22 protein-coding genes are annotated in these 24,356 nt (G+C 71.2%); 17 read left to right on the forward strand and 5 right to left on the reverse strand.

Going from position 1 to position 24,356, the window contains the following annotated elements:
• Nucleotides 1-24 precede the first annotated feature (24 nt).
• On the forward strand, nucleotides 25-786 hold the full coding sequence (gene prcA, locus ACGFZS_RS28595; protein ID WP_393797526.1) for a proteasome subunit alpha: 762 nt from the start codon (nucleotides 25-27) through the stop codon (nucleotides 784-786).
• A 110-nt stretch (nucleotides 787-896) separates the two neighbouring features.
• Here prcA and ACGFZS_RS28600 read toward each other — a convergent pair whose 3' ends face one another.
• Nucleotides 897-1,913 carry a LacI family DNA-binding transcriptional regulator gene (locus ACGFZS_RS28600; protein WP_393797527.1) on the reverse strand — a complete coding sequence of 339 codons (1,017 nt, stop codon included), beginning with the start codon at nucleotides 1,911-1,913 and terminating at the stop codon, nucleotides 897-899.
• Between the two features lie 88 nt (nucleotides 1,914-2,001).
• Here ACGFZS_RS28600 and ACGFZS_RS28605 point away from each other — a divergent pair, with 88 nt between their 5' ends.
• From ACGFZS_RS28605 to ACGFZS_RS28655, 11 genes are all read left to right on the forward strand, one after another.
• Nucleotides 2,002-3,261 carry an MFS transporter gene (locus ACGFZS_RS28605; RefSeq protein WP_393797528.1) on the forward strand — a complete coding sequence of 420 codons (1,260 nt, stop codon included), beginning with the start codon at nucleotides 2,002-2,004 and terminating at the stop codon, nucleotides 3,259-3,261.
• Between the two features lie 9 nt (nucleotides 3,262-3,270).
• Nucleotides 3,271-4,632, forward strand: a complete 1,362-nt coding sequence (gene pafA / locus ACGFZS_RS28610) for a Pup--protein ligase (protein ID WP_067429457.1) — start codon at nucleotides 3,271-3,273, stop codon at nucleotides 4,630-4,632.
• Between the two features lie 124 nt (nucleotides 4,633-4,756).
• On the forward strand, nucleotides 4,757-5,758 hold the full coding sequence (locus tag ACGFZS_RS28615) for an FKBP-type peptidyl-prolyl cis-trans isomerase (protein WP_393797529.1): 1,002 nt from the start codon (nucleotides 4,757-4,759) through the stop codon (nucleotides 5,756-5,758).
• 74 nt (nucleotides 5,759-5,832) lie between these two features.
• Complete coding sequence (locus tag ACGFZS_RS28620; RefSeq protein ID WP_365685458.1) at nucleotides 5,833-6,204, forward strand: FKBP-type peptidyl-prolyl cis-trans isomerase; 372 nt, start codon at nucleotides 5,833-5,835, stop codon at nucleotides 6,202-6,204.
• A gap of 207 nt (nucleotides 6,205-6,411) precedes the next feature.
• A complete protein-coding gene (locus ACGFZS_RS28625; protein ID WP_365685455.1) occupies nucleotides 6,412-7,365 on the forward strand; it encodes a WYL domain-containing protein in 954 nt (317 codons plus the stop codon).
• Nucleotides 7,366-7,384: 19 nt separating this feature from the next.
• Nucleotides 7,385-8,404, forward strand: coding sequence for a helix-turn-helix transcriptional regulator (locus tag ACGFZS_RS28630; RefSeq protein WP_393797530.1), 1,020 nt, complete (start codon nucleotides 7,385-7,387; stop codon nucleotides 8,402-8,404).
• 59 nt (nucleotides 8,405-8,463) lie between these two features.
• Complete coding sequence (locus ACGFZS_RS28635) at nucleotides 8,464-8,724, forward strand: hypothetical protein (RefSeq protein ID WP_351490293.1); 261 nt, start codon at nucleotides 8,464-8,466, stop codon at nucleotides 8,722-8,724.
• Between the two features lie 9 nt (nucleotides 8,725-8,733).
• Nucleotides 8,734-8,928, forward strand: coding sequence for a hypothetical protein (locus ACGFZS_RS28640; protein ID WP_355726726.1), 195 nt, complete (start codon nucleotides 8,734-8,736; stop codon nucleotides 8,926-8,928).
• 260 nt (nucleotides 8,929-9,188) lie between these two features.
• Complete coding sequence (tatA, locus tag ACGFZS_RS28645) at nucleotides 9,189-9,473, forward strand: Sec-independent protein translocase subunit TatA (protein WP_359209313.1); 285 nt, start codon at nucleotides 9,189-9,191, stop codon at nucleotides 9,471-9,473.
• 47 nt (nucleotides 9,474-9,520) lie between these two features.
• Nucleotides 9,521-10,468 carry a twin-arginine translocase subunit TatC gene (gene tatC, locus ACGFZS_RS28650; protein WP_393797531.1) on the forward strand — a complete coding sequence of 316 codons (948 nt, stop codon included), beginning with the start codon at nucleotides 9,521-9,523 and terminating at the stop codon, nucleotides 10,466-10,468.
• Nucleotides 10,469-10,550: 82 nt separating this feature from the next.
• Nucleotides 10,551-13,406: a DEAD/DEAH box helicase gene (locus ACGFZS_RS28655; RefSeq protein ID WP_393797532.1), complete on the forward strand. Its 2,856-nt coding sequence runs from the start codon at nucleotides 10,551-10,553 to the stop codon at nucleotides 13,404-13,406.
• 100 nt (nucleotides 13,407-13,506) lie between these two features.
• Here the strand turns inward: ACGFZS_RS28655 and atzF are convergent, their stop codons facing one another.
• Genes atzF through ACGFZS_RS28675 form a run of 4 tightly spaced genes read right to left on the reverse strand, consistent with a single transcriptional unit; the run spans nucleotide 13,507 to nucleotide 20,154 of the window.
• Nucleotides 13,507-15,183 carry an allophanate hydrolase gene (atzF, locus tag ACGFZS_RS28660; protein WP_393797533.1) on the reverse strand — a complete coding sequence of 559 codons (1,677 nt, stop codon included), beginning with the start codon at nucleotides 15,181-15,183 and terminating at the stop codon, nucleotides 13,507-13,509.
• Nucleotides 15,184-15,200: 17 nt separating this feature from the next.
• Nucleotides 15,201-18,710 carry a 5-oxoprolinase/urea amidolyase family protein gene (locus ACGFZS_RS28665; RefSeq protein WP_393797534.1) on the reverse strand — a complete coding sequence of 1,170 codons (3,510 nt, stop codon included), beginning with the start codon at nucleotides 18,708-18,710 and terminating at the stop codon, nucleotides 15,201-15,203.
• Nucleotides 18,707-19,333, reverse strand: coding sequence for an urea amidolyase associated protein UAAP2 (locus tag ACGFZS_RS28670; protein WP_393797535.1), 627 nt, complete (start codon nucleotides 19,331-19,333; stop codon nucleotides 18,707-18,709). Before ACGFZS_RS28670 ends, ACGFZS_RS28665 begins: the two co-directional genes overlap by 4 nt.
• On the reverse strand, nucleotides 19,330-20,154 hold the full coding sequence (locus ACGFZS_RS28675) for an urea amidolyase associated protein UAAP1 (RefSeq protein WP_393797536.1): 825 nt from the start codon (nucleotides 20,152-20,154) through the stop codon (nucleotides 19,330-19,332). Before ACGFZS_RS28675 ends, ACGFZS_RS28670 begins: the two co-directional genes overlap by 4 nt.
• A 177-nt stretch (nucleotides 20,155-20,331) precedes the next feature.
• Between ACGFZS_RS28675 and ACGFZS_RS28680 the strand changes: the two genes are divergently transcribed.
• From ACGFZS_RS28680 to ACGFZS_RS28700, 5 genes are all read left to right on the forward strand, one after another.
• The gene (locus tag ACGFZS_RS28680) at nucleotides 20,332-20,958 is read left to right on the forward strand and encodes a TetR/AcrR family transcriptional regulator (protein ID WP_393797537.1); all 627 of its coding nucleotides are present in this window, start codon (nucleotides 20,332-20,334) and stop codon (nucleotides 20,956-20,958) included.
• Nucleotides 20,959-21,281: 323 nt separating this feature from the next.
• Complete coding sequence (locus tag ACGFZS_RS28685) at nucleotides 21,282-22,901, forward strand: sensor histidine kinase (RefSeq protein WP_393797538.1); 1,620 nt, start codon at nucleotides 21,282-21,284, stop codon at nucleotides 22,899-22,901.
• Complete coding sequence (locus ACGFZS_RS28690) at nucleotides 22,898-23,305, forward strand: roadblock/LC7 domain-containing protein (protein WP_046726726.1); 408 nt, start codon at nucleotides 22,898-22,900, stop codon at nucleotides 23,303-23,305. The genes ACGFZS_RS28685 and ACGFZS_RS28690 overlap by 4 nt, the downstream gene beginning before the upstream one ends.
• Nucleotides 23,302-23,751 carry a DUF742 domain-containing protein gene (locus tag ACGFZS_RS28695; RefSeq protein ID WP_365685428.1) on the forward strand — a complete coding sequence of 150 codons (450 nt, stop codon included), beginning with the start codon at nucleotides 23,302-23,304 and terminating at the stop codon, nucleotides 23,749-23,751. The genes ACGFZS_RS28690 and ACGFZS_RS28695 overlap by 4 nt, the downstream gene beginning before the upstream one ends.
• Complete coding sequence (locus tag ACGFZS_RS28700; protein ID WP_355710922.1) at nucleotides 23,732-24,352, forward strand: ATP/GTP-binding protein; 621 nt, start codon at nucleotides 23,732-23,734, stop codon at nucleotides 24,350-24,352. Before ACGFZS_RS28695 ends, ACGFZS_RS28700 begins: the two co-directional genes overlap by 20 nt.
• The last annotated feature ends 4 nt before the right edge of the window (nucleotides 24,353-24,356 follow it).

A 24,356-nucleotide genomic window follows, 5' to 3' on the forward strand; every position in this document is an offset into this window, starting at 1 on the left:
CCCTAAGGAAGGGGACGGATACCGGTGTCGACGCCGTTCTATGTCTCACCCCAGCAGGCCATGGCGGACCGTGCCGAGTACGCCCGCAAGGGCATCGCGCGAGGCCGCAGCCTGGTTGTGCTCCAGTACGCCGACGGCATCGTGTTCGTCGGCGAGAACCCGTCCCGCGCGCTGCACAAGTTCAGCGAGATCTACGACCGGATCGGCTTCGCCGCCGCCGGCAAGTACAACGAGTACGAGAATCTGCGGATCGGCGGTGTGCGGTACGCCGATCTCCGTGGATACACCTATGACCGTGACGATGTGACGGCGCGCGGTCTTGCCAACGTGTACGCGCAGACCCTGGGCACGATCTTCTCCAGCTCGGCCGAGAAGCCGTACGAGGTGGAACTGGTGGTGGCCGAGGTGGGGGAGACCCTGGAGGGCGACCAGATCTACCGCCTGCCGCACGACGGCTCGATCGTGGACGAGCACGGCTCGGTCGCGGTCGGCGGCAACGCGGAGCAGATCAGCACCTATCTGGACCGCGAGCACCGGGACGGCATGACCCTCGCCGAGGCCCTGAAGCTGGCGGTGACGGCGCTGTCCCGGGAGTCGAACGGCACTCAGCGTGACATTCCCGCGGAGCGCCTGGAGGTCGCGGTGCTGGACCGTACCCGTCCGCAGCAGCGCAAGTTCAAGCGGATCGTGGGCCCGCAGCTCGGCCGGCTGCTGGAGGCCGACGGCGCGACCACGGTCGCCGAGGCCGAGGCCGAAGCCGAGGAGTCCGGCGGAGACGTCGAGTAGCGCTCCGCAGCAGTCCTGGCAGGTTCCGATCAGTCCCGCTCCGCGCGCCCCGTCCGGTGACCACCGGGCGGGGCGCGGGCGTTTGCCCGCGGTGTGGGTTTCCTGTGGGGTCAGGAGGGCCGTGGTGGCGCCGTGGAGCCCCGCACGACCAGTTCGACCGGGATGTCCCCGCTCTCCGGTTCCCGGCCCTCCAGGACGGCCAGGAGGGCCCGCATACCGCGTTCGCCGAAGAGTTCCGCGTCCAGGCGCACGGTCGTGAGCTCGGGATCGATGGCGGTGGCGAGGGCGAGGTCGTCGAGGCCGGTGACGGAGATGTCGTCGGGGACACGCAGGCCGAGTCGGCGTACGGCCTTGTAGGCGCCCGCGGCGAGCTTGTCGTCGTCGCAGACGAGGGCGGTGGGCCGGGGGCCGGGGCCGGCGAGGGCGGCCTCGGCGGCGGTGACGGCGCCGTCGATGGAGATGGGGGCGCGGACCGTGCGGACCGAGGTGCCGGGCGTCCCCGCCGTCCGCGCGGCCAGCTCCCGGGCGCGTACCTCGAAGGTCCAGGACGCCACGTCCGCCGCGATGTGCAGGAAGCGCCGGTGGCCCAGGTCGAGCAGGTGTTCGGCGACCTGCCGTACGCCGTCGGCGATGTCCAGGTTGACGGTGGCGGCGCCCAGGCTGCCCTCGGGGTCGCTGTCGAGCATGACGAGGGGGAGCTGGTCGCCGCGGATGGCGCTGAGGGCGTCGGCGGCCATGGAGGAGGCGATGACGCCGTCCAGGGCGGCCTGGGCGGAGGCGAAGGGGTCGCGGGCCGGGCCGATGCCCTCGGGGGAGGGGTAGAGGACGACGCCGAAGCCGTTCTCGGCGGCCACACGGGCGGCGCCGGTGTAGACGCCGGCGAAGAACTCGGTGGTCAGCGCGGGGACGACGAGGAGCACGGTGCGGGTGTGGCCGAGGCGGAGGTTGCGGGCGGCGAGGTTGGGGCGGTAGCCGAGGTCGCGCGCGGCGTCGCGGACGCGGGCGGCGGTGGTCTCCGAGACCCGGCCGCGCCACTTGTCGCCGAGGACGAGCGACACGGCGGCCTGGGAGACGCCGGCGGCCTGGGCGACGTCGCGGCTCGTCGGGCGCGTGCTGCTGCGTGCCACCGGGGGTGCGCTCCTTCGTCTGGACGTGTGAACAGGGCACATGGTACGTATGGGAGAAGGGGTTATACGTAAAACTTGGAGGCAGGTCATGGCCGCGGGGTACCTGGAGATCCTCAGGGCGAGACATGCGGCCCGGCTGCTGACCGGGACGCTGGTGGGCCGGTTGCCGAACGCGACCGCGGCGATCGCGATCGTGCTGTTCGTGCGCGCGGAGGGCGGTACGTACAGCCTGGCGGGGGCGCTCGCGGCGGTGTACGGGGTGGCCAACGCGGTCGGCCAGCCGGTGCTGGGGCGGCTGGTCGATCTGCGCGGGCAGCCGCGTGTCCAGCTGCCCGCGGCGCTCGCCTCGGCCCTCGCGATGGCCGTCTTCGCGTTCGCCGGCACCGGGACGCTGCCGCTCGCCTACGCATCCGTGGCGGCGGCCGGGCTCTTCACCCCGCCGCTGGAGGGCGGGCTGCGGGCGCTGTGGCCGAGCGTGCTCGGTGACGGGGAGCGGGTGCACACGGCGTACGCGATGGACGCGGTGGCGCAGGAAGTGATGTTCACCGTGGGCCCGTTGCTGGTGACGCTGTGCGTGTCGCTGTGGTCCGCGCAGGCGGCGCTGCTCGTGGTGAACGCGGTGGGCGTGCTCGGGGCCCTCTCCGTCGTGCTCTCGCCGCCCTCGCGCGCGTGGCGCTCGGCGCCGCGCGAGGCGCACTGGCTGGGCGCGCTGCGCTCGCCCGGGCTGCTGGCGCTGCTGGGCGCGTTCCTGTTCGTGGGGATCGCGCTGGGCTCCATCACGGTGGCGTCGGTGCCGTACGCGGACGAGCACGGCGGGGACGCGGTGTACGGCTGGCTGATGGCCGCCCTGGGGCTCGGGGCGCTGTTCGGGGGATCCGTCTACGGGGCGCGGCGGTGGTCGGGGGAGCCGGGGCGGCGACTGCGGGTGCTGGTGGCGCTTCTGGCGGTCTGTTATCTGCCGCTGATGCTGATGCCGGATGCGTTGGCCATGGTGTTGCTCACCGTGCTGGCCGGAGTGTTCCTGGCGCCGGCCATCGCCTGTGCGTTCGTGCTGGTGGACCGGCACGCGCCGCGGGGGACGGTCACCGAGGCGTTCTCCTGGCTTGTGACGACGTTCACAGTGGGGGCGTCGGTCGGAACGGGCCTGGCGGGCCCGGTCGTCGAGGCGGGCGGGGCGCTCTGGGGCTTCGCGGTGCCGGCGGTGGCGGGGGGTGTGTCCTTGCTGGTCCTGGTGGTCACGCGACGGGTCCTCGCAGCTCCCGGTGGGGGTGCGGTGGTTGCGACCGGTTCGGAAAATGATCCAAATCGTGCTGCCGAACCCCGTTTCAGCTCAGGGGATCGGGCGTAATGTTCAGTCATGGACCGCCGCATTTTCGGGCTGGAGAACGAGTACGGCGTCACGTGCACGTTCAGGGGACAGCGCCGCCTGTCGCCTGACGAGGTGGCGCGGTACCTCTTCCGCCGTGTCGTGTCATGGGGCCGTAGCAGCAATGTCTTTCTGCGGAACGGCGCCCGGCTCTATCTCGACGTGGGCTCACATCCGGAATACGCGACACCCGAATGTGACAACGTGACCGAACTGGTCACCCACGACAAGGCCGGCGAGCGCATTCTCGAAGGGCTGTTGGTGGACGCCGAACGACGCCTGCATGAGGAAGGAATCGCGGGCGACGTCTACCTTTTCAAGAACAACACCGACTCGGCGGGCAACTCCTATGGTTGCCACGAGAACTATCTGGTGGCGCGGCACGGGGAGTTCTCCCGGCTCGCGGACATCCTCATTCCGTTCCTGGTGACCCGCCAGCTGCTGTGCGGCGCGGGCAAGGTGCTGCAGACGCCGCGCGGTGCGGTGTACTGCGTGAGCCAGCGGGCGGAGCACATCTGGGAGGGCGTGTCCTCGGCGACGACGCGCTCCCGGCCGATCATCAACACGCGCGACGAGCCGCACGCCGACGCCGAGCGCTACCGCCGGCTGCACGTCATCGTGGGCGACTCGAACATGTCCGAGACGACGATGCTGCTGAAGGTCGGTGCCACCGACCTCGTGCTGCGCATGATCGAGGCGGGCACGGTGATGCGGGACCTGACCCTGGAGAACCCGATCCGGGCGATCCGCGAGGTCAGCCACGACATCACGGGCCGGCGCAAGGTGCGCCTCGCCAGTGGCCGCGAGGCCTCGGCGCTGGAGGTACAGCGGGAGTACTACGAGAAGGCCGTGGACTTCTGCGAGCGGCGCGGCATCCGCACCGGCACGGTCGAGCAGGTGCTGGAGCTGTGGGGCCGGACCCTGGACGCCATCGAGGCGGAGGACCTGGACCGGATCGGCACCGAGATCGACTGGGTCATGAAGTACCAGCTCATCGAGCGGTACCGGGCCAAGCACAACATGACCATGTCGCATCCGCGCGTGGCGCAGATAGACCTCGCTTATCACGACATTCACCGTCGTCGAGGTCTGTATTACCTGCTGGAGAAGAAGGGGCAAGCCGCGCGGATCTGCAATGACTTGAAGATCTTCGAGGGCAAGTCGGTGCCGCCGCAGACGACTCGGGCGCGTTTGCGCGGTGACTTCATCCGGCGGGCCCAGGAACAGCGGCGGGACTTCACGGTCGACTGGGTGCATCTCAAGCTCAACGACCAGGCACAGCGGACCGTGTTGTGCAAGGACCCGTTCCGTTCGGTGGACGACCGGGTGGAGAAGCTCATCGCCGGTATGTGACGCGGTAGGCGGGCGCACTCCACAGACGCCACACGGGCGCCGTACTTTCCCGTACGGCGCCCTTGTCACGCCGTAGAGTTGCGCGCACGCCATCCGCAAGATCGACCGATTACGAGGCTCTTCCGTGCGCCGACGCTCTGTTCTCCTTGCCGCCGTTCCCGTTGGACTGGTCACGCTCGCCGCGTGTGGTGACGACAAGTCCGCCTCCAGCAAGGCCAGCGCGGCACCGTCGGCCTCGGCCTCCTCGGTACCGCCGCCGAAGATCGTGGACGGGCCGCTGCCGGCCATCACGGCGGGCACCAAGTTCGACGAGAAGCCGACCGTGGCCAAGGGCACCGGGGACCCGTCGAAGAACCTCGCGGTCAAGACGGTGATCGCGGGCAGCGGCAAGCCGGTCGCCGAGAACGACTTCATCCAGGCCAACTACCTGGGGCAGATCTGGTCCACGGCGAAGGTCTTCGACCAGTCCTACGACCGTTCCCCGCTGGTGATGCAGCTCGCCCAGGGCAGCATCATCGACGGCTGGCGGTACGCGCTGGCGGGCAGGAAGGTGGGCAGCCGGGTCCTGATGGCGGTGCCCCCGACCTGGGGTTACGGCACCTCGGGCAACTCCCAGGCGGGTATCAAGGGCACCGACACGCTGGTGTTCGTGGTGGACGTGCTGGACTCCTTCAACTCGAAGAGCTCCAGCACCGGCAAGGAGGTCGCGCAGAGCGACGCCGCGCTGCCCAAGGTGGGGACGAACACGGACGGCAAGGCCCCGTCGATCGACATCCCCAAGGCCGACCCGCCGAAGAAGCTGGTGTCGAACTACGTCCTGGAGGGCGACGGCGCGGAGGTCCAGGCCGCGCAGACGATCCTGTGCCAGTTCGAGGGCGTGGTCTGGGACGGCGGCAAGACCTTCGAGCAGACGTACTCGACCGGGCGGCTGAGCCAGTTCTCGGTGGAGCAGATGCAGGAGGTCGTGAAGGGGCTGGCGCAGGGGATCACCGGCAAGAAGGTGGGCAGCCGGGTGCTGATCGTCGTACCGCCGGACCTCGCCTATGGGAACAACCCGCCGAGCGGTGGTGTGGTGAAGAAGGGGTCGACGCTGGTGTTCTCGGTGGACATCCTGGCGGCGATGTAGTCGCGCGGGCATCGGCCGGGCGGGGATGAAAGACTGTCCGGGTTCCGTGTCGTACACAAGCAGGAGCCAGAGACGTGAGCATCGACAAGCCCGAGATCGACTTCCCCGGCGGCGAGCCCCCGGCCGACCTGGAGATCAAGGACATCTGGGAGGGCGAGGGCGAGGTGGCCCAGGCGGGCCAGACCGTCACCGTGCACTACGTGGGTGTCGCGTTCAGCACCGGTGAGGAGTTCGACGCCAGCTGGAACCGCGGTACGCCGTTCCGCTTCCCGCTGGGCGGCGGCCGGGTCATCAAGGGCTGGGACCAGGGCGTGCAGGGCATGAAGGTCGGCGGCCGTCGCCAGCTGACCATCCCGGCCCACCTCGCCTACGGCAACCAGAGCCCGACCCCGGCGATCCAGGCCGGCGAGACGCTGATCTTCGTCGTGGACCTGCTCGGGGTCTGATCCCCGTCCCTGGCCGGCGCCCGTGCGGCGCTGACCGGTCCCGGTCGGAAACCGGCTGGACGAGGGCCCGTGCCGTGTGCGCGGGCCCTCGTCGTCTGTCGTGGCCTGTCCGTTTCGGTCCTCAATGGTGGCACTGGCTTTTGCCGTGACACTCCGGAGCGGTACGGTCATCGGTCAGAAGCACCATAGGGAAGGCGAAGGGCGTCGATGGCCATTGCCAAGGCCGAGCGGCTGATGAACCTGGCGCTGTGCCTGCTGGGAACGCGGCGGCCGCTCAGCAAGCGTGAGCTGCGGGAATCCATTGAGGCCTACCTGGAAGCGGGGTCGGACGACTCCTTCAACCGGATGTTCGAGCGCGACAAGGACGATCTGCGCGAGCTCGGACTGGTGATCGAGACCGTCGAGAACCTGGACGGCGAGGTCGGCTACCTCGCCCGCCGCGACAGCAACCGCCTCCCGCCCATCACCCTCGACGCCGAGGAGGCCGCCGCCCTGGGGCTGGCCGCCAAGGTCTGGCAGCAGGCCCGGCTCGCCGGCGCGGCCAGCGGCGCGCTGCAGAAGCTGCGCGCGGCCGGGCTCCCCGAGGACGTCGACCCGTACGAGGCCCATGGCGCCCTGGAGCCGCGGATCCCCGTGCACGAGGCCGCGTTCGAACCGCTGATGCTGGCCTGCCGCGACCGCCGCCCGGTCGTCTTCGACTACCGCAAGGCCACCGCCGCCCACCCCGAGACCCGGCATGTCGAACCCTGGGCCCTGGAGTGCTGGCGCGGCCACTGGTACCTGGCGGGCTGGGACCGCGACCGCGGTGCCGAGCGGGTGTTCCGGCTCTCCCGGATCACCGGCAAGGTCCGCTCCCGGGGCACCGGCTTCACCGCTCCGGTCCCGGACGTCGTCACCGTGCGCGAGACCGTCGCGAGCTGGGCCGGCGAGATCGCCGACCGCTCCGCGCTGATCCGGCTCCGTTCCGGGTCCGGCTACCCCCTTCGGGCGAAGGCCACCGCGGTCCGGGAACTCGGAGACGGCTGGGACGAGTTGGAGATTCCGTACGGGCACGGGCTGGACGCCTGGCTGGTGGAGTTCGGACCGGACGCGGTGGTGCTGGAGCCGGCCGAGCTGCGTGCGGACGTGGTGGACCGGCTGCGTGCCGTGGCCAAGGGCTGAGGGGGAGCGGAGCAAGACAGTGGCAGGCAAACCGGTCAGGCCCGTGAACGCCATCGACCAGACCCGACGGATGCTCTCCCTGGTGACCTATCTGCGCGAGCGCCCCGGCGCCCGGATCGCGGACGTCGCCCGCGCCTTCGGCATCACCGAGGACGAGCTGGTCTCCGACCTGGACGTGCTGCCCATGTGCGGCACCAGCTTCCGGGGCGGCGACCTGCTGGACATCGACACCGACGGCGAGCGGATCTGGTGGCACAACGCGGCCGCGCTCGGCGAGGAGGCCGCCGAACCGCTCCGGCTCGCCGCCGACGAGGCGACCGCGCTCCTGGTCGCCGCCCGCGCCGTGGCCACCCTGCCCGGACTGCGCGAGGGCGACCGGCAGGCGCTGCTGCGGGCCACCGCCAAGGTGGAGGCCGCGGCCGGCGAGGCGGGCGACGCCAGTGCCCGCCTCTCGGTGACCTTCGAGTCCGAGGGCGGCGTCTTCGCCGACGTCGACCGGGCCATCGCCGAGCGCCGCCGGCTGTGGATCCGCTACTACTCACCGGCCCGCGACGAGGTCACCGAGCGCGAGATCGACCCGATCCGCCTGGTCAGCGTCGGCCACACCTATGTCGAGGCCTGGTGCCGGCGCTCCGAGGCCCGGCGTACCTTCCGGCTCGACCGGGTGGCCGAGATCAAGATCCTGGACGAGCCGTCCGCGCCCCCGGAGATCGAGCTGCGCGACCTGTCCGAAGCCCTGGTGCAGCCCGCCGCGGAGGACCCCGAGGTGGTCGTCGAGGTCGGCCCGGGCGGCCGCTGGGTCGCCGAGTACTACCCGCACGACAGCGCGGATGAGCTTCCCGACGGCGGACTGCGTATTACCCTGCGCACCCCCGATCCGGCCTCCCTGCGCCGGCTGGCGCTCAGGCTCGGCGGCGACGGCCGGATCGTGTCACCGCCCGAGCTGGCCGACAGCGCCCGCCGGGCGGCCCGCGAGGCACTGGCGGCGTACGACCACGTTGGGCACGGCGACGAGGAAGGGCAGGGGCGAGGGATTTGAACGAGTCTTCGGGGATTCTGGACGAGGCTTCGGGTTCCGGTGTCGCGGGAGCGCGGGAGATGACGGTCGCGGCCGCCTTCGCCGGGATGAGAAGAGTGGTCCCCGTGGTGTTCAGAGCCGGCTGCCCGGACTGCCGGGGCAGCTTCGAGCTCACCGCGAGCGCCCTGCGCCTGGCCATCGGAGCCACCAGCAAGACGACGTTCTACTCCTTCACCTGCCCCGACTGCGGGGCCGCCGTCCGCAAGCCCGCCGGCGAGCGGATCGTGGAACTGCTCACCGGCGGCGGGGTCAGGACACTGCGGCTGCACCCCACCGTCTAGGCTCGGCGCATGTTCTGGGCGATGGTCGCGGTAGCTGTGGGTTTCGTGGGTCTCGCCGTGCTCGGCGTGCTCGCCGTCCGGGTCTTCCTGGCGGCGCGACAGCTGGGAGCGCAGGTCACGGACTCGGCCCGGCGCATCAGCCGCGCCGCCGAGGACCTGGAGCGGGCCGCCGAGAGCGCCGCCCGCACTGTCGACGCACTGTGACGCCCGCTGTGGAAGCGATGTGAGTAGTGGGCCATAAGCGGTTTGCGTCACTTCGCCCTGTCACGGTGCCCGCAGGGAAAGGTACGCTGCTGCTCGCGGCACGGAGAACGAGGCCCGTACCGCGGACCGGGAGTACGCACGGGGATTGCCTCACGTTTACCCCTGAGCGTTACGATCGCTGACAGCACGATCACTCGGACGTATGTCCGACGGATCGGACAGCACCCCACCCAGCCGCCTCGGTGAGAAGGTAAAGACTTATGTTCGGAAGGCTCGGAGCCCCCGAGATCATTCTCATCCTTGTCGTCGTCATCCTGCTGTTCGGCGCGAAGAAGCTTCCGGACATGGCCCGCTCGCTCGGCAAGTCCGCGCGCATCCTCAAGAGCGAGGCCAAGGCGATGAAGGAAGAGGGCAACACCACCAGCTCCGCCCAGGCGCCCGCCTCCGGCGAGCAGTCCCAGGCCCAGCGCACCATTCAGGCGGCCCCCGGCGACGTGACCAGCTCCCGCCCGGTCAACGAGCCGTCGGACACCACCCAGCGCTGACGCAAGGCCGGTAGCCCCCGGCCTGCCGCACGAGATGAGGACGTGGGTTGCCCAAGTCTGCCCGCAAAGAGGAGAAGGATCCCGAGGGGCGGATGCCTCTCGCGGATCACCTTCGTGAGCTCCGCAACCGGCTCGCGAAGGCCATGCTGGCCATCGTCATCGTGACGGTGGTCGCCGCCTTCTTCTACAACGACATCATCAACTTCCTGACCAGGCCGATCCTCGACTCGATCGGTTGCCACCAGACCTTCTCGGAGATCAACAGCCAGGGTGGCAGCGAGAAGTGCGCCACGATCACCATCGACGGCCTGCTCGCCCCGTTCACGCTCGCCCTCCAGGTCTCCCTGACCGCAGGCGTGGTCTTCGCGTCGCCGATCTGGCTGTACCAGCTGTGGGCCTTCGTCGCCCCGGGTCTGCACAGGAACGAGAAGAAGTACGCCTACGCGTTCGTCTTCACCGGCGCCCCGCTCTTCCTCGGCGGCGCGTACTTCGCGTACGCGGTGCTGCCCACCACCGCCAAGGTGCTGATCGACTTCACCCCGAGCGGCAGCATCGCCAACCTGCTGCCGCTCGACGACCTGCTGCAGCTGGTCACCCGCATGGTGATCGTCTTCGGTCTCTCCTTCGAGCTGCCGCTGCTCCTGGTGATGCTCAATCTCACCGGCATCATCACCGGCAGGCGCATGCTCGGCTGGTGGCGGGCGATGATCCTCGGCATCACGGTCTTCGCGGCCGTGGCCACCCCGAGCACCGACCCGCTCTCCATGCTGGCGCTCGCCGGACCGATCTGGGTGCTGTACTTCGGCGCGGTCGCGTTCTCCCTCCTCAACGACCGCCGCAGGCGCCGCCGCGACGACGACGGCCTCGACGACGACGAGGCCTCCGACCTCGATCTCACGCCCGAGGACGTCGGCGAGGTCGAGACCGTCTCCGCCAGCCGCGCGCTGCCCGAGGCCGGCCCGGACCGGGTCAACGGCTACGACGACGTGACCTGACCGGTCACCACAGTCACCGAGAGGTGCCCGCGTCCAAGGACGCGGGCACCTCTTCGTCGTCCGTTGTCCCATGTTCCGGATAATGATCGTCCTGTTGTCAGTGGGGACCGGTACGCTCGAAAGCACGATGACAGAGGACCTCTCACCGGCCGAGCGATATGCGGCGGCCCGCCAGCGGGCAGCCGAGCAGGCCACCGCGCTCGCGTCGTTCCGCGAGATGTACGACTTCGGCCTCGACCCCTTCCAGATCGAGGCCTGCCAGTCGCTCGAAGCCGGAAAGGGCGTACTGGTGGCCGCCCCCACCGGCTCCGGCAAGACGATCGTGGGCGAGTTCGCCGTCCACCTCGCCCTCATGCAGGGCAAGAAGTGCTTCTACACGACACCCATCAAGGCGCTGTCGAACCAGAAGTACGCCGACCTCTGCCGCCGCTACGGCGACGGCATGGTCGGCCTGCTCACCGGCGACAACAGCATCAACCCGGACGCCGCCGTGGTCGTCATGACCACCGAGGTCCTGCGGAACATGCTGTACGCGGGCTCCCAGACCCTCATCGGCCTCGGCTACGTGGTCATGGACGAGGTCCACTACCTCTCCGACCGCTTCCGCGGCGCCGTCTGGGAAGAGGTGATCATCCACCTCCCCGAGTCCGTGACCCTGGTGTCCCTGTCGGCCACGGTCTCCAACGCCGAGGAGTTCGGCGACTGGCTCGACACCGTCCGCGGCGACACCGAGGTCATCGTCTCCGAACACCGGCCCGTCCCGCTGTTCCAGCACGTGCTCGCCGGACGCCGGATGTACGACCTGTTCGAGGAGGGCGAGGGCCAGAAGAAGGCCGTCAACCCCGACCTCACCCGGCTGGCCCGGATGGAGGCACAGCGTCCGTCGTTCCAGGACCGCAGACGCGGCCGCGCCATGCGCGAGGCCGACCGGGAGCGGGAGCGCCGGCAGCGCTCCCGGGTGTGGACCCCGGGCCGCCCCGAGGTCATCGAACGCCTCGACAACGAGGGCCTGCTGCCCGCCATCACCTTCATCTTCAGCCGCGCCGCCTGCGAGGCCGCCGTCCAGCAGTGCCTGCACGCGGGCCTGCGGCTCAACGACGACGAGGCACGGGAGAAGGTGCGCGCCCTCGTCGAGGAACGCACCTCGTCCATCCCGCCGGAGGACCTGCACGTCCTCGGCTACTACGAGTGGCTGGAGGGCCTGGAGCGCGGGATCGCCGCCCACCACGCGGGCATGCTCCCCACCTTCAAGGAAGTCGTCGAGGAACTCTTCGTCCGCGGCCTGGTCAAGGCCGTGTTCGCCACCGAGACCCTCGCGCTCGGCATCAACATGCCCGCACGTTCGGTGGTGTTGGAGAAGCTCGTCAAGTGGAACGGCGAGCAGCACGCCGACATCACGCCCGGTGAGTACACCCAGCTGACGGGCCGCGCGGGCCGGCGGGGCATCGACGTCGAGGGCCATGCCGTGGTGCTGTGGCAGCGCGGGATGAGCCCCGAGCACCTGGCCGGGCTCGCGGGCACGCGTACGTATCCGCTGCGGTCCAGCTTCAAGCCGTCGTACAACATGGCGGTCAACCTGGTCGAGCAGTTCGGGCGGCACCGCTCGCGTGAACTGCTGGAGACCTCGTTCGCGCAGTTCCAGGCCGACAAGTCGGTCGTCGGGATCTCCCGGCAGGTGCAGCGCAATGAGGAAGGACTCGCCGGCTACAAGGAGTCCATGACCTGCCACCTGGGCGACTTCGAGGAGTACGCCCGGCTGCGCCGCGAACTGAAGGACCGGGAGACCGAACTGGCCCGGCAGGGCGTCGCCGAGCGGCGCGCCGAGGCGGCCGTGGCACTGGAGAAGCTCAAGCCGGGCGACGTCATCCATGTCCCGACGGGCAAGTACGCGGGCCTGGCCCTCGTCCTCGACCCCGGGCTGCCCGCCGGTCGGTCCAACGGCCACCGCGGCTTCGAACAGCACGACGGGCCGCGCCCGTTGGTGCTGACGGCCGAGCGGCAGGTCAAGCGGCTGGCCTCGATCGATTTCCCGGTGCCCGTCGAGGCGCTGGAGCGGATGCGGATCCCCAAGTCCTTCAACCCCCGCTCCCCGCAGTCCCGTCGGGACCTCGCGTCCGCGCTGCGCACCAAGGCCGGGCACATCCCGCCGGAGCGCGCCCGCAAGAAGCGGTCGCAGGCCGCGGACGACCGGGAGATCGCGCGGCTGCGCACGGCCATCCGGGCGCACCCCTGCCACGGGTGCAACGACCGTGAGGACCACGCCCGCTGGGCCGAGCGGTACCACCGGCTGATCCGGGACACCTCGCAGCTGGAGCGGCGCATCGAGGGGCGGACCAACACCATCGCCCGCACCTTCGACCGGATCGTGGCGCTGCTCACCGAACTGGACTACCTGCGCGGGGACGAGGTCACCGAGCACGGCAAGCGGCTGGCCCGGCTGTACGGCGAGCTGGACCTGCTGGCGAGTGAATGCCTGCGGGCGGGGGTCTGGGAAGGCCTCGGCCCCGCCGAACTCGCCGCCTGCGTCTCGGCGCTGGTGTACGAGGCCCGGGTCGGGGACGACACGATGGTGCCGAAGCTGCCGTCCGGGAAGGCCAAGGCCGCGCTCGGCGAGATGGTCCGGATCTGGGGGCGGCTCGACGCGCTGGAAGAGGAGTTCCGGATCACGCAGACCGAGGGGGTCGGGCAGCGTGAGCCGGACCTCGGCTTCGCCTGGGCCGCCTACATGTGGGCCTCCGGGATGGGGCTGGACGAGGTGCTGCGGGAGGCGGAGATGCCGGCCGGTGACTTCGTGCGCTGGTGCAAGCAGGTGATCGATGTGCTCGGGCAGCTGTCCGCGGCGGCTTCTCCCGCGGAGGGCTCGACCGTGGCGAAGTCTGCGCGGAAGGCGGTTGATCTGGTGTTGCGGGGGGTTGTGGCCTACTCGTCGGTGGGGTAGCGGATTCGTTGGCGGGTGCGGGTGGGGTGTGGCTGGTCGCGCCCGTGCGGCGGTAGCCGCATATCGCATACAGCCCCGCGCCCCTGAAGGGGCGCTCGTCCTAGGCCTCTTTCAAGAAGGCTCGCCATCCTCCGTGGTGGGTGATGTCCTCGGCGTCCGTCAGTGCGCTCGGTTCGCACAGGAAGCCGGGGACGCTGGTGCCGTCTGCCAGCTCCACGCTGCCCAGCGTCATCGGGCGGGGGAGTGCGGCGAGCAGGCGGCCCAGGCCTTCGGGCGGCAGGCTCCATACCTCCGCCTCGATCGCGGCGCCGCCCTCGTCCACGTGCACCAGGCCCGGCTTCGGCGGGGTCGTCCCGAGGGCGTAGAAGCGGTACGTCGGTGCCGTGGTCGTCGTGCGGTCGAGTACCGCTCCCAGGGCGAGGAGCTGGGGGTTGAGGGGCTGGCCCGTCAGGTGGGCGCCCAGGACCGCGAGGCTCACCCGGGGTTCCAGGGCGCGGGCGATGGTGGTCAGGCGGTCGTCGGTGAAGGCGGGGCCGATCAGCATGACGCCGAAGGGGAGGCCGTTCACCTCGCCGGCCGGGACCGCCACCGCGGCCAGGTCGAAGAGGTTCGTGGAGTTGGTGAAGCGGCCCAGGCGGGCGTTGGCGCCCAGGGGGTCGGCGGCGACCTCGGCGAGGGTGGGGTGACCGGGGGTCGTGGGGAGGAGCAGGGCGTCCGCGTCGGACAGTTCGGCCAGGGCGCGGGTGCGGAGGGCCGCCAGTCGGTCCTGGTCGGTGAAGAGCCGGTGCGCGGGGATGTCACGGGCCCGGGTGATGATGCCCGCGACCGTGGGGTCCAGGCCCTCGCCGCCCGATGAGATCGACTTGTCGATGAAGGCGCCCACCGCTGTGTAGCGCTCGGCGACGAACGCGCCCTCGTAGAGCATGGCCGCCGCCTCGGTGAAGGGCGTCAGGTCCAGAGGCTGGATCGTGGCGCCGGAAGCGGCCAGGCGGGCGACTGCCTGCTCGTAGGCCTCCGCCCAGCCCTCGTCCAGCTCGCCGAGCTGGGCGAGCGGTGGGACGGCGATGCGCCAGGGGCCGGGGGGTCGCTGGGGGAGGGGCGGGAGGGGGCGGTCCGGGTGCTGTGTGACATGCCACTGGTGCTGTGTGACATACCACAGGGCCTGCTCGGCCTCCGGAAGGGTCCGGGCGAACACCGTCACACAGTCCACCGAGGCGCACGCCGGGACCACCCCGGCCGTGGGCACCAGGCCGCGGGTCGGCTTCAGGCCGACGATGCCGTTGAAGGCGGCCGGGACCCGGCCCGAGCCCGCGGTGTCCGTGCCGAGGGCCAGGTCGACGATGCCCAGGGCCACGGCGACGGCCGAGCCGGAGCTGGAGCCGCCGCTGATCCTGGCCGGGTCGATCGCGTTGCGGACCGCGCCGTACGGGGAGCGGGTGCCGACCAGGCCGGTCGCGAACTGGTCGAGGTTGGTGGTGCCGAGGGCGATCGCCCCGGCCGCGCGCAGCCGGGCCACCACCGGGGCGTCGGCCTCCGGTTCGTACGCGTAGGCCGGGCAGCCCGCCGTCGTGGGCAGACCGTGCACATCGATGTTGCCCTTGGCGGCGAACAGGCGGCCCGCGAGGGGGAGCCGTTCGCCGGCGGCCACCCGTTCGTCGATCGCGCGGGCCTCCGCCTCGACCTCCTCCCGCGGGCGCAGGTCGATCCAGATCTCGGGGCGGTCGACCGCTTCGACGCGCGCGTAGGCGGCACGGACACGGGAGACGGTGCTGGACATGCTCTTGCTCCTGTCGGTCAGTTCGCGGCCGGCGCCAGGACGAGCAGGGCCGTCCCCGCCTCCACCTGGTCGCCGGGCCTTGCCAGGATCTCCGCCACCACGCCTGCCATCGGCGCGTGCACCCTGGACTCCATCTTCATCGCCTCCAGGGCGAGGAGGGGCTGGCCGGACGCCACCTCGTCGCCCGGGCGTACGTTCAGCTGCCAGACGGAGGCGGCGAACTCGGCCTCGATCAGGCGGCCGCCCGGCGGTATCGACACCTCGGCCGGTGCGGCGGCGGGCGCCGTGGCCGCGTCCGCCCGCGCGAACTCGCCCGCCGCCTCCCACGCGTCGCGTTCCGCGCCGAAGGCCGCCTGCTGGCCCGTCCTGAACTCGGCTATGGCGTCGGCGTGTTCGGTGAGGAAGTCCTGGTACGCGGCGAGGGAGAAGGTGCCTTCCTCGATGCGGGGCACGAAGCGGCCGGAGGTGATGTCGGCGCGCAGGTCGAGGAGTTCGTCCGCCGACACCGGGTACCACCTGATCCGGTCGAAGAAGCGCAGCAGCCACGGCGAGCCCGGTTCGAACGCGCCGCGCTGCTGCCAGCCCGACCATACCTGGGTCGTACGGCCCACGAACTGGTAGCCGCCCGGTCCTTCCATGCCGTAGACGCACAGGTAGGCGCCGCCGATGCCGACGGAGTTCTCGGCGGTCCAGGTGCGGGCCGGGTTGTACTTGGTGGTGACCAGGCGGTGGCGCGGGTCGAGCGGGGTGGCGACCGGGGCGCCCAGGTAGACGTCGCCCAGGCCGAGGACCAGGTACTCCGCGTCGAAGACCGTGCGGTAGACGTCCTCGACCGAGTCCAGGCCGTTGATCCGGCGGATGAACTCGATGTTCCACGGGCACCAGGGAGCGTCGTCGCGGACCCCCGCCATGTAGCGGGCGATCGCCTCGCGGGTCGCCGGGTCGTCCCAGGAGAGGGGGAGATGGACCGTGCGGGAGGGGACCACGAGTTCGTCGGTGGGCGGGAGCGCGGTGACGATGTCCCGTACGGCGGCGAGGAGTTCGGGCTGGGAGAGGAGACGGGGGTCCGTCTGGATCTGGAGCGAGCGGATGCCGGGGGTGAGGTCGGTGACCCCGGGCAGGGCCGCCGCCGTCACCGCCTCCATCAGTGCGTGGACGCGCATGCGGAGCGCCAGGTCGAGCTGCATCGGGCCGAACTCGACCAGCAGGTTGTCGTCGCCGCTGCGGCGACAGGTCACATCGCCGTCGCGGGCCAGGATGCCGCCGTCGACGATCTCGGGGCGGGGCGCGCCCGTGATGTCGACCGGCGCGAAGCGGACCGTGTCGCCGGGGCGGAGCTGGCCCAGCTTCCAGCGTTCGCCGCTCAGGACGGTCGCCGGGCAGACGAAGCCGCCCAGGGAGGGGCCGTCGGGGCCGAGCAGGACCGGCATGTCGCCGGTGTAGTCGACGGCGCCGACCGAGTACGGGGTGTCGTGGATGTTGGACGGGTGCAGGCCGGCCTCGCCGCCGTCGGTGCGGGCCCAGCGCGGCTTGGGGCCGACCAGCCGGACGCCGGTGCGGGCCGAGTTGAAGTGCACCTTCCACTCGGCGGCGTAGAAGTCGCGGATGTCGTCCTCGGTGAAGAACTCCGGCGCGGCATGGGGGCCCTCGACGGCCGCGAGGTTCCAGACGGAGGTGAACTCCGGGCGTTCGGCTACCGGTTCGCCCCCCGTGACGGCTCCGCCGTGCAGGACGTCGCCCGTGCGCAGGGCCCGGCCGCCGTGCCCGCCGAACCGGCCGAGCGTGAAGGTGCTGGCGCTGCCCAGGAAGGGCGGGACGTCCAGGCCGCCGCCGGCGAAGAGAACGTAGGTGCGCAGCCCGTGTGCGGAGGGGGCGCCGATCTCCAGCAGGCCGCCCGCCGGGACCGTCACCGGCTCCCACTGGGCGACCGGGGTGCCGTCCAGGGTCACCGGGGCCGGGGCACCGGTGACGCAGACCGTGGTGGGGTGGGTGAAGCGCAGGGACGGACCCTGGAGGGTGCATTCGAGGCCGGGGGCGCCCTCCGGGTTGCCCAGGGCGCGGTTGCCGAGGCGGAAGGAGCGGTCGTCCATCGGGCCGCACGGGGGGACGCCGACCTGCCAGTAGCCGGTGCGGCCCGGCCAGTCCTGGACCGTGGTGAGCGTGCCGCCGGCGACCACCTCGATGCGGGGGGTGGGGTCGGTGACCTCGGCGAGGGTCGCCGTGGAGTGGGCGGCGGCGCGGAAGGCGGGTTCGGCGAGGGCCGCGCGGACCAGGCCGAGGTTGGTCTCGATGCCGTCGACCCGGGTGCGGGCCAGCGCCTCGTCGAGACTGCGCAGTGCCTCGGCGCGGTCGGGGCCGTAGGCGATGACCTTCGCGAGCATCGGGTCGTACGACGTCGTGACCTCGGTGCCGGTCTCCACCCAGCCGTCGACGCGGACGTCCTGCGGGAACTCCACCCGGGTCAGCAGGCCCGCGCTGGGCCGGTGTTCGCGGGTGGGGTCCTCGGCGTAGACGCGGGCCTCGACGGCGTGGCCGCGCGGTGCGCCCGGGTCGCGGACGACGTCGGTCTCGCCCCGCGCCAGGCGCAGCATCCAGGCGACCAGGTCGACGCCGTAGATCTCCTCGGTGACCGGGTGTTCCACCTGGAGGCGGGTGTTGACCTCCAGGAAGTAGGCCTCCTCGCGGGCCGCGTCGTACACGAACTCGACCGTGCCGGCGGAGCGGTAGCCGACCGAGGCGCACAGTTCGCGGGCGGCGGTGGCCAGTTGGCCGCGGACGTGGTCGGGCAGGCCGGGGGCCGGGGCCTCCTCAACCACCTTCTGGTTGCGGCGCTGGAGCGAGCAGTCGCGGTCGCCGAAGGTGATGACCCGGCCGGCGCCGTCGCCGAAGACCTGGACCTCGACATGGCGGGCGTGCTCGACCAGGCGCTCCAGGAAGACCCCGGCGGAGGAGAAGGAGGCGGCGGCGACGCGCTGCACCCGCTCCCAGGCGTCGGTCAGTTCGTCGGCGGATCGACAAGCCGACATACCGATGCCGCCGCCACCGCCGGTGGCCTTGAGCATGACGGGATAGCCGATGGCGGCGGCCGCGCGGAGCGCCTCGGCCAGGTCGGGGAGGAGTCCGGTGCCCGGGGCCAGCGGGACCCCGGCGGCCTCGGCGGCCGCCCGTGCCGTGTGCTTCGCGCCGAACAGCTCCAGCTGCTCCGGGGCCGGGCCCACGAACACGATCCCGGCCTCCTCGCAGCGCCTGGCGAACCCGGCGTCCTCGGAGAGGAAGCCGTAGCCGGGGTGGATCGCGCCCGCGCCGGTGTCCTTGGCCGCCTTCAGGACCAGGTCGGCGTCGAGGTACGACTCCTTCGCGGGCGCCGGGCCGAGCCGGACCGCCTCGTCGGCGAGGCGGACGTGGGGTGCCGCGCGGTCGGCGTCGGAGTACACCGCGACCGTGCGCAGGCCCAGTTCACGGGCGGTGCGGATGATGCGGACGGCGATCTCGCCGCGGTTGGCGACCAGCAGGGTGTCGAAGGTCATCCCGCGGCTCCGGCGATCGTCATCTCCACGGCCGTCGGGTCGAAGCCGTTGCAGGGGTTGTTGATCTGGGGGCAGTTGGAGACCAGGACCAGCACGTCCCGTTCGGCGCGCAGGGTCAGCTTCAGGCCGGGGGCCGAGATGCCGTCGACGATGCCGAGGGTGCCGTCCTGCTCGACGGGCACGTTCATGTACCAGTTGATGTTGGAGACCAGGTCGCGTTTGCCGAGGCCGTGCCGGGCGCCCTCCGCGAGGAAGTTGTCCACGCAGGCGTGCTGGGACCAGGTGTGGTGGCCGTAGCGCAGGGTGTTGGACTCCTTGGAGCAGGCGCCGCCGACCGTGTCGTGCCGGCCGACCTCGTCGGCGACGACGGTCATCAGGGGGGTGTGCTCGTTGCTCATGAGCACGCTGCCGGTGGTGAGGAAGAGGGAGCCCTGGGCGTGGATCGTGTCCGGCGCGCTGTAGCGGACGGCGGTGTCGTGGGCGTCGTAGACGAGGAAGTCGACGGCCTGGTTGCCGTGCAGGTCGGTGATGGTGAGCGTGTCCCCCTCGGGGATCACGGCGGACCAGGCGGCGCGGGCCGGGACGACGGCGGTCCGCGTGCGTGTGCTCGTCTGCGTGCTCATGCGAGCCCCCTCGCGGCGAGGAATTCGGCGGTGTTGAGGAAGGCGCGGCGGCCTTCGGGGGTGGCGTCCCAGAGCGGGTCTCCGGGGGCCGTCGGCGCGGCGCGCCAGGCCAGGACCTCCAGGGGGGTGCTGACGTAGTCGGGGCGCGGGTCGACCGGGTGCGGGACGTTGGCGATCAGCACGGTCAGGTCCTGTTCGGCGCGGAGCGTGACGCTGCCGCCGGGGCCGGCCGAGCCGGTGAAGTCCAGCGTGCCGTCCTCGCGCACCTCCACGCCCTGGAAGAACGACAGGGACGGCGGCAGGTCGCGCGGTTCCAGTCCGTTCTTGGCGGCCGCCAGCTTGAACAGCTCACGGCCGGCGGGGGAGGGCGACTGCGGGGTGCCGTCGCCGTACCGGTCGGTGTTGCGGACCAGGGTGGAGGTGCCGCACAGGGCGTCGTGCCGGCCGGAGGTGTCGGCGACCACGGAGGCGAGGACCCGGCCCTGGTCGGAGAGGAGCAGGACGCCCTCGCCGAGGTAGGCGTTCCACTGGACCTTGACCGTGTCGGCGACGTTCAGCCGCTCCCAGGGGCGGTCGGCGACGTACAGCAGCAGATGGGCGCAGGCGTCGCCGCTCGGGTCGGTCAGGCGCAGCTCGGTGCCGCGGGCCAGCACCCGGTGGGTGTAGTTGCCGCCCGCCACCGTCTCGGCCCACACCAGGTGGCCCGCCTCGCAGGGCGGGTCCGGCCACTGTGCGGCCGGGACGACGGGCATGGCCGCGGCGCGGGTGCCCTCCTGGGCACGGGCATGCGCCCGGGCTCCGTACGTGGTCGCTGTTGCCATCTCGCCGACCTCCGGCTCCTTGGGCTCGGGTATTTCTGTCGCTCGACAGAAATTAGGGGCGGGCCGGGTCGGAGGCGTTGCCGCCGCGTTCCGGGCCGGTTACCGAGGGCTCACCGGGGGTGCGGCGCGGACGCGCGTCGTGATCACCGGGCGACGGCGTGTGCGAGGATCGAACGCATGGGGACGAGCAGTGGGCGCCGGGTCGGCCGGCCGCGGGTCGCGCAGCGGGCGGACAGCGGTCTGGAGCCGCGGGCCGAACTGCTGGTGGCCGCGGCCGAGTTGTTCACCACCCACGGCTACGCGGCCACCACCACCCGGGCCGTCGCCGAGCGGGCGGGTATGCGGCAGGCGTCGATGTACCACTACGTCTCCGGCAAGGAGGAGCTGCTCGCCGAGTTGCTGGAGTCCACCGTCACACCGTCCCTGGCGTACGCGCGTGAGCTGCTCGCGGACGACGCGACGCCGGCCGGGGAGCGGCTGCGGGCGCTGTGCCGGGCCGACGTGGAGCTGCTGTGCGCCGGGCCGCACAACCTCGGCGCGCTCTACCTGCTGCCCGAGGTGCGCGCCGAGCGGTTCGCCGGTTTTCGCGCCGTGCGCTCCGAACTCAAGGACGCCTACCGCCAGTTGATCGCCGCGACGGACGCCGGTGGGGTGCTCGGCAAGGGTGAGCTGGAGCTGCGGACCGATCTGGTCTTCGGTCTGATCGAAAGTGTCATCCTGATCCACCGTTCCGAACCGGAGCGCCCCGTCGGCGAGTTCGCCCGCGCCACGGCCGACGCGGCGCTGCGGATCGCGGGGGTCTGACCCCGGCGGAGGTTTCGCCCCCGGGAGCCTTTTCACCCGTCACGGTGAGTCACTCTCGTACGCCCGTACGTCGTGACGCAACGTGTGCGAACGGATGCCCAGCGTGCAAAACGACCGAGGGTACTCCACTCCTTTGGGCGTTTTCAGGTGCTTGCTGAATATGACACGGCGTTGATCCGGTCGGACTAAGCTCGCCCGCGGCGCACCGAGTTGAGATGAATTCGTGCGCCTGTTCCCAAACATACGGAAGATCCTGACTGCTCCATGAACCTTCCCCCCACGAACTCCCCCGACACCCAGCCGATTCGTCTCAGAAGGCATACATGGTGAGTGTGCAATCGCCTCCCAAAGGCCGTGAACTCTCCCTGGCGCGCGTGCTGTTGCTGCCCGCCATACTGATGGCCGCGGCGACCGCCGCCGCCGTCCTCCTGGTGGCGGGGCCCGCCCGGACCGCCGTCGGCGTGTGCGGGGCCGTCGGTACGCTGCTGGTGCTCGTGACGGCGGCGGAAGCGGTACGCCGCGGCCGTAGGCTCCGGGACGCCCGGGCCGAGCACGCCCGTCACAGCGCGTATCTGGAACAGCGACTCACCACCTCCGACGAGGAGATCGAACGCCTCGGCAAGGAGGTCTTCCCGACCGCGCTGTACCGGCTGAAGGCGGGTGAGTCGCCCAAAGAGGTGATTCGCCAGGTCTTCGACCTCGACCCCCGGCTGCGCCACGCCCCCGAGTCGCAGCGCGTGCTGATCCGCACCATGCTCGACATCGTCGACGAGGAGGACCTCCAGCGGGACTCCCTGGAGCGCTCGTTCGTCAGCGTCGCCCGCCGCGTCCAGGCCATCGTCCACCAGCAGGCCCACGAACTGCGGGAGATGGAGGAGGACCACGGCCGCAACCCCGAGGTCTTCGACGACCTGCTGCGCATCGACCACGGCACCGCGCTGATCGGCCGCCTCGCCGACTCGGTCTCCGTGCTCGGCGGCGGCCGCCCCGGCCGCCAGTGGCCCAACCCCGTCGCCCTCTACAGCGTGCTGCGCGGCGCCATGTCCCGGATCCTGGAGTACCGGCGCATCGAGCTGCACTCCATCTGCCAGGTCAACATCAAGGGCACCTCGGTCGAACCGCTCATCCACGCGGCCGCCGAACTCCTCGACAACGCCACCCGCTACTCGCCGCCCTCCACCAAGGTGCACGTCACCGCCGTCGAGGTGCAGTCCGGTGTGTGCATCGAGATCGAGGACGCCGGCGTCATCCTCAACGAGGAGGCCCGCGACCGCCTGGAGGGCCTGCTGGAGAAGGCCAAGCAGGGCAAGGACATCCAGGTCCTCGGCGAGAACCCGCGCCTCGGCCTCTCCGTCGTCGGCCGCCTCTGCACGACGTACAACATGGATGTCTCGCTGCGCGCCTCGGCGTACGGCGGTGTCCGGGCCGTCCTCATCGTGCCCAGCGACATGATGACCACCGACCCGGCCCCCGGCATCGCCCACGGCATCGGCGCCACCGGCATTCCCAAGCCCGAACTGGGCGCCCTCGAAGGCCCCAAGCGGCCGCCCAAGAAGCGCCGGCCCACCAGCCCCCGGATCCCCGCCGGGATCTCCATGGAGGACGACGTCCCCGAGGTCACCGAGTGGACCGCCGGCGGACTGCCGCAGCGGCGCAGCCGGATGAAGATGCCGCTCAGCCAGCGGCTCGCCGAGCAGGCCGCCATCGAGCGCGCCGAACGCGAGGGCAACCCGACCATCTGGTCGCAGCACAAGGAGCCCGAACCCGAGCCGGAGCCCGAGCGCCGCGAGCCCGGCCTCTGGGTCGAGGCCTTCTGGGAGGGGCTCAAGAAGAACAACCCGGGTGTGCACCCCACCGACTTCACCCGGAACCCCACCAAGTACCTGCACCTGATCAACGACCCGGCCGGCCCCGAGGCCGACGACGAGGGGGATCTCAAGTGATCCAGCAGCGAGGCAACTTCGACTGGATGCTCAAGCAACTCGCCGACGGCGTACCGGGCGTCGAGATGATCGTCGTCCTCTCCGCCGACGGCCTGCGCATCGCCCGGCACGGCGGCGACCCCGACGCCGCCGACCGGCTCGCCGCGGCCTGCGCGGGCGTCCAGAGCCTGGCCGGCGCCGTCGCCCAGGAACTCCCCATCAGCAACGGGGACATGAACCTCGTCCTGATCGAGATCGACAGAGGTTACTTCTACCTGATGTCCGCCGGCGCCAACGCCTACCTCGCGGTGCTCGCCGACGTGACCTGCGAACCCGGCCGGATGAGCGAGATGATGCGCGACCTCGTCGTCCGCATCGGCGCCCACCTCACCAGTCCGCCCCGGCGGAACGGGCAGACCGTATGACTCCTCCGCAACGCAAACGGCGTCAGCCCCGGCCGGAACACCAGCCGCCGCTGCCGTCCGCGCCGCCGGTCCCCGAGAGCGGCGGCGCGGACGGCGGCAACGACGGCACCGGGGACGGCGACAACAAGAACCCCGAGCGGCTCTATGTGATCAGCGGCGCCGACGGCGCCCGGGCCGAACTCGACCTGGTCACCTTAATCGTGGCGCGCGCCGACCCACCGCCCTCCGTCACCCCGGAGCAGGCGGCGCTGCTCCGGCTCTGCCTCGCCCCCCTGTCCGTGGCCGAGCTCTCGGCCTACCTCAACCTGCCGTTCAGTGCGATGACGGCGCTGATCACCGAGCTGATCACGGCCGAACTGGTCACGGCGCGCGCCCCGATCGTCCGCCAGGCGCTCCCCGACCGTTCACTCCTCGAAGCGGTGATGCATGGACTTCAAAAGCTCTGAGATGATCCCCGGCCCCCGCACCCAGGACCATCTGCCGCACACCGCCCAGGCCGCGGTGAAGATCGTGATCGTCGGCGGCTTCGGAGTCGGCAAGACCACCATGGTCGGTTCCGTCAGCGAGATCAGGCCGCTGACCACCGAGGAGACCATGACCCAGGCCGGTATCGGGGTCGACGACAACTACGGCTCCGAGTCCAAGACCGCCACCACCGTGGCCATGGACTTCGGCCGGATCAGCATCACCGACCAGCTGGTCCTCTACCTCTTCGGCACCCCCGGCCAGGAACGCTTCTGGTTCCTGTGGAACGGCCTGTTCGAGGGCGCCCTCGGCGCGGTCGTGCTCATCGACACCCGGCGCCTGGAGGTCAGCTTCGACGTCATGGGGCGTCTGGAGGAGCGTGGCGTGCCGTTCGTCGTGGCCGTCAACTCCTTCCCGGACGCCCCCCGTTACCCCATCGAGGAACTGCGCACCGCGCTGGACCTGTCGCCCGAGATCCCCATCATCGAGTGCGACGCCCGCCGCCGGGCCTCCAGCCGGGACGTCCTGATGACCCTGATGCGCTTCCTGCACTCGCTCGCCATGTCCGGCGCGCTCACCTGACACC

The sequence above is a fragment of the Streptomyces sp. NPDC048288 genome, assembly GCF_043201555.1.
Lineage (GTDB): Bacteria > Actinomycetota > Actinomycetes > Streptomycetales > Streptomycetaceae > Streptomyces.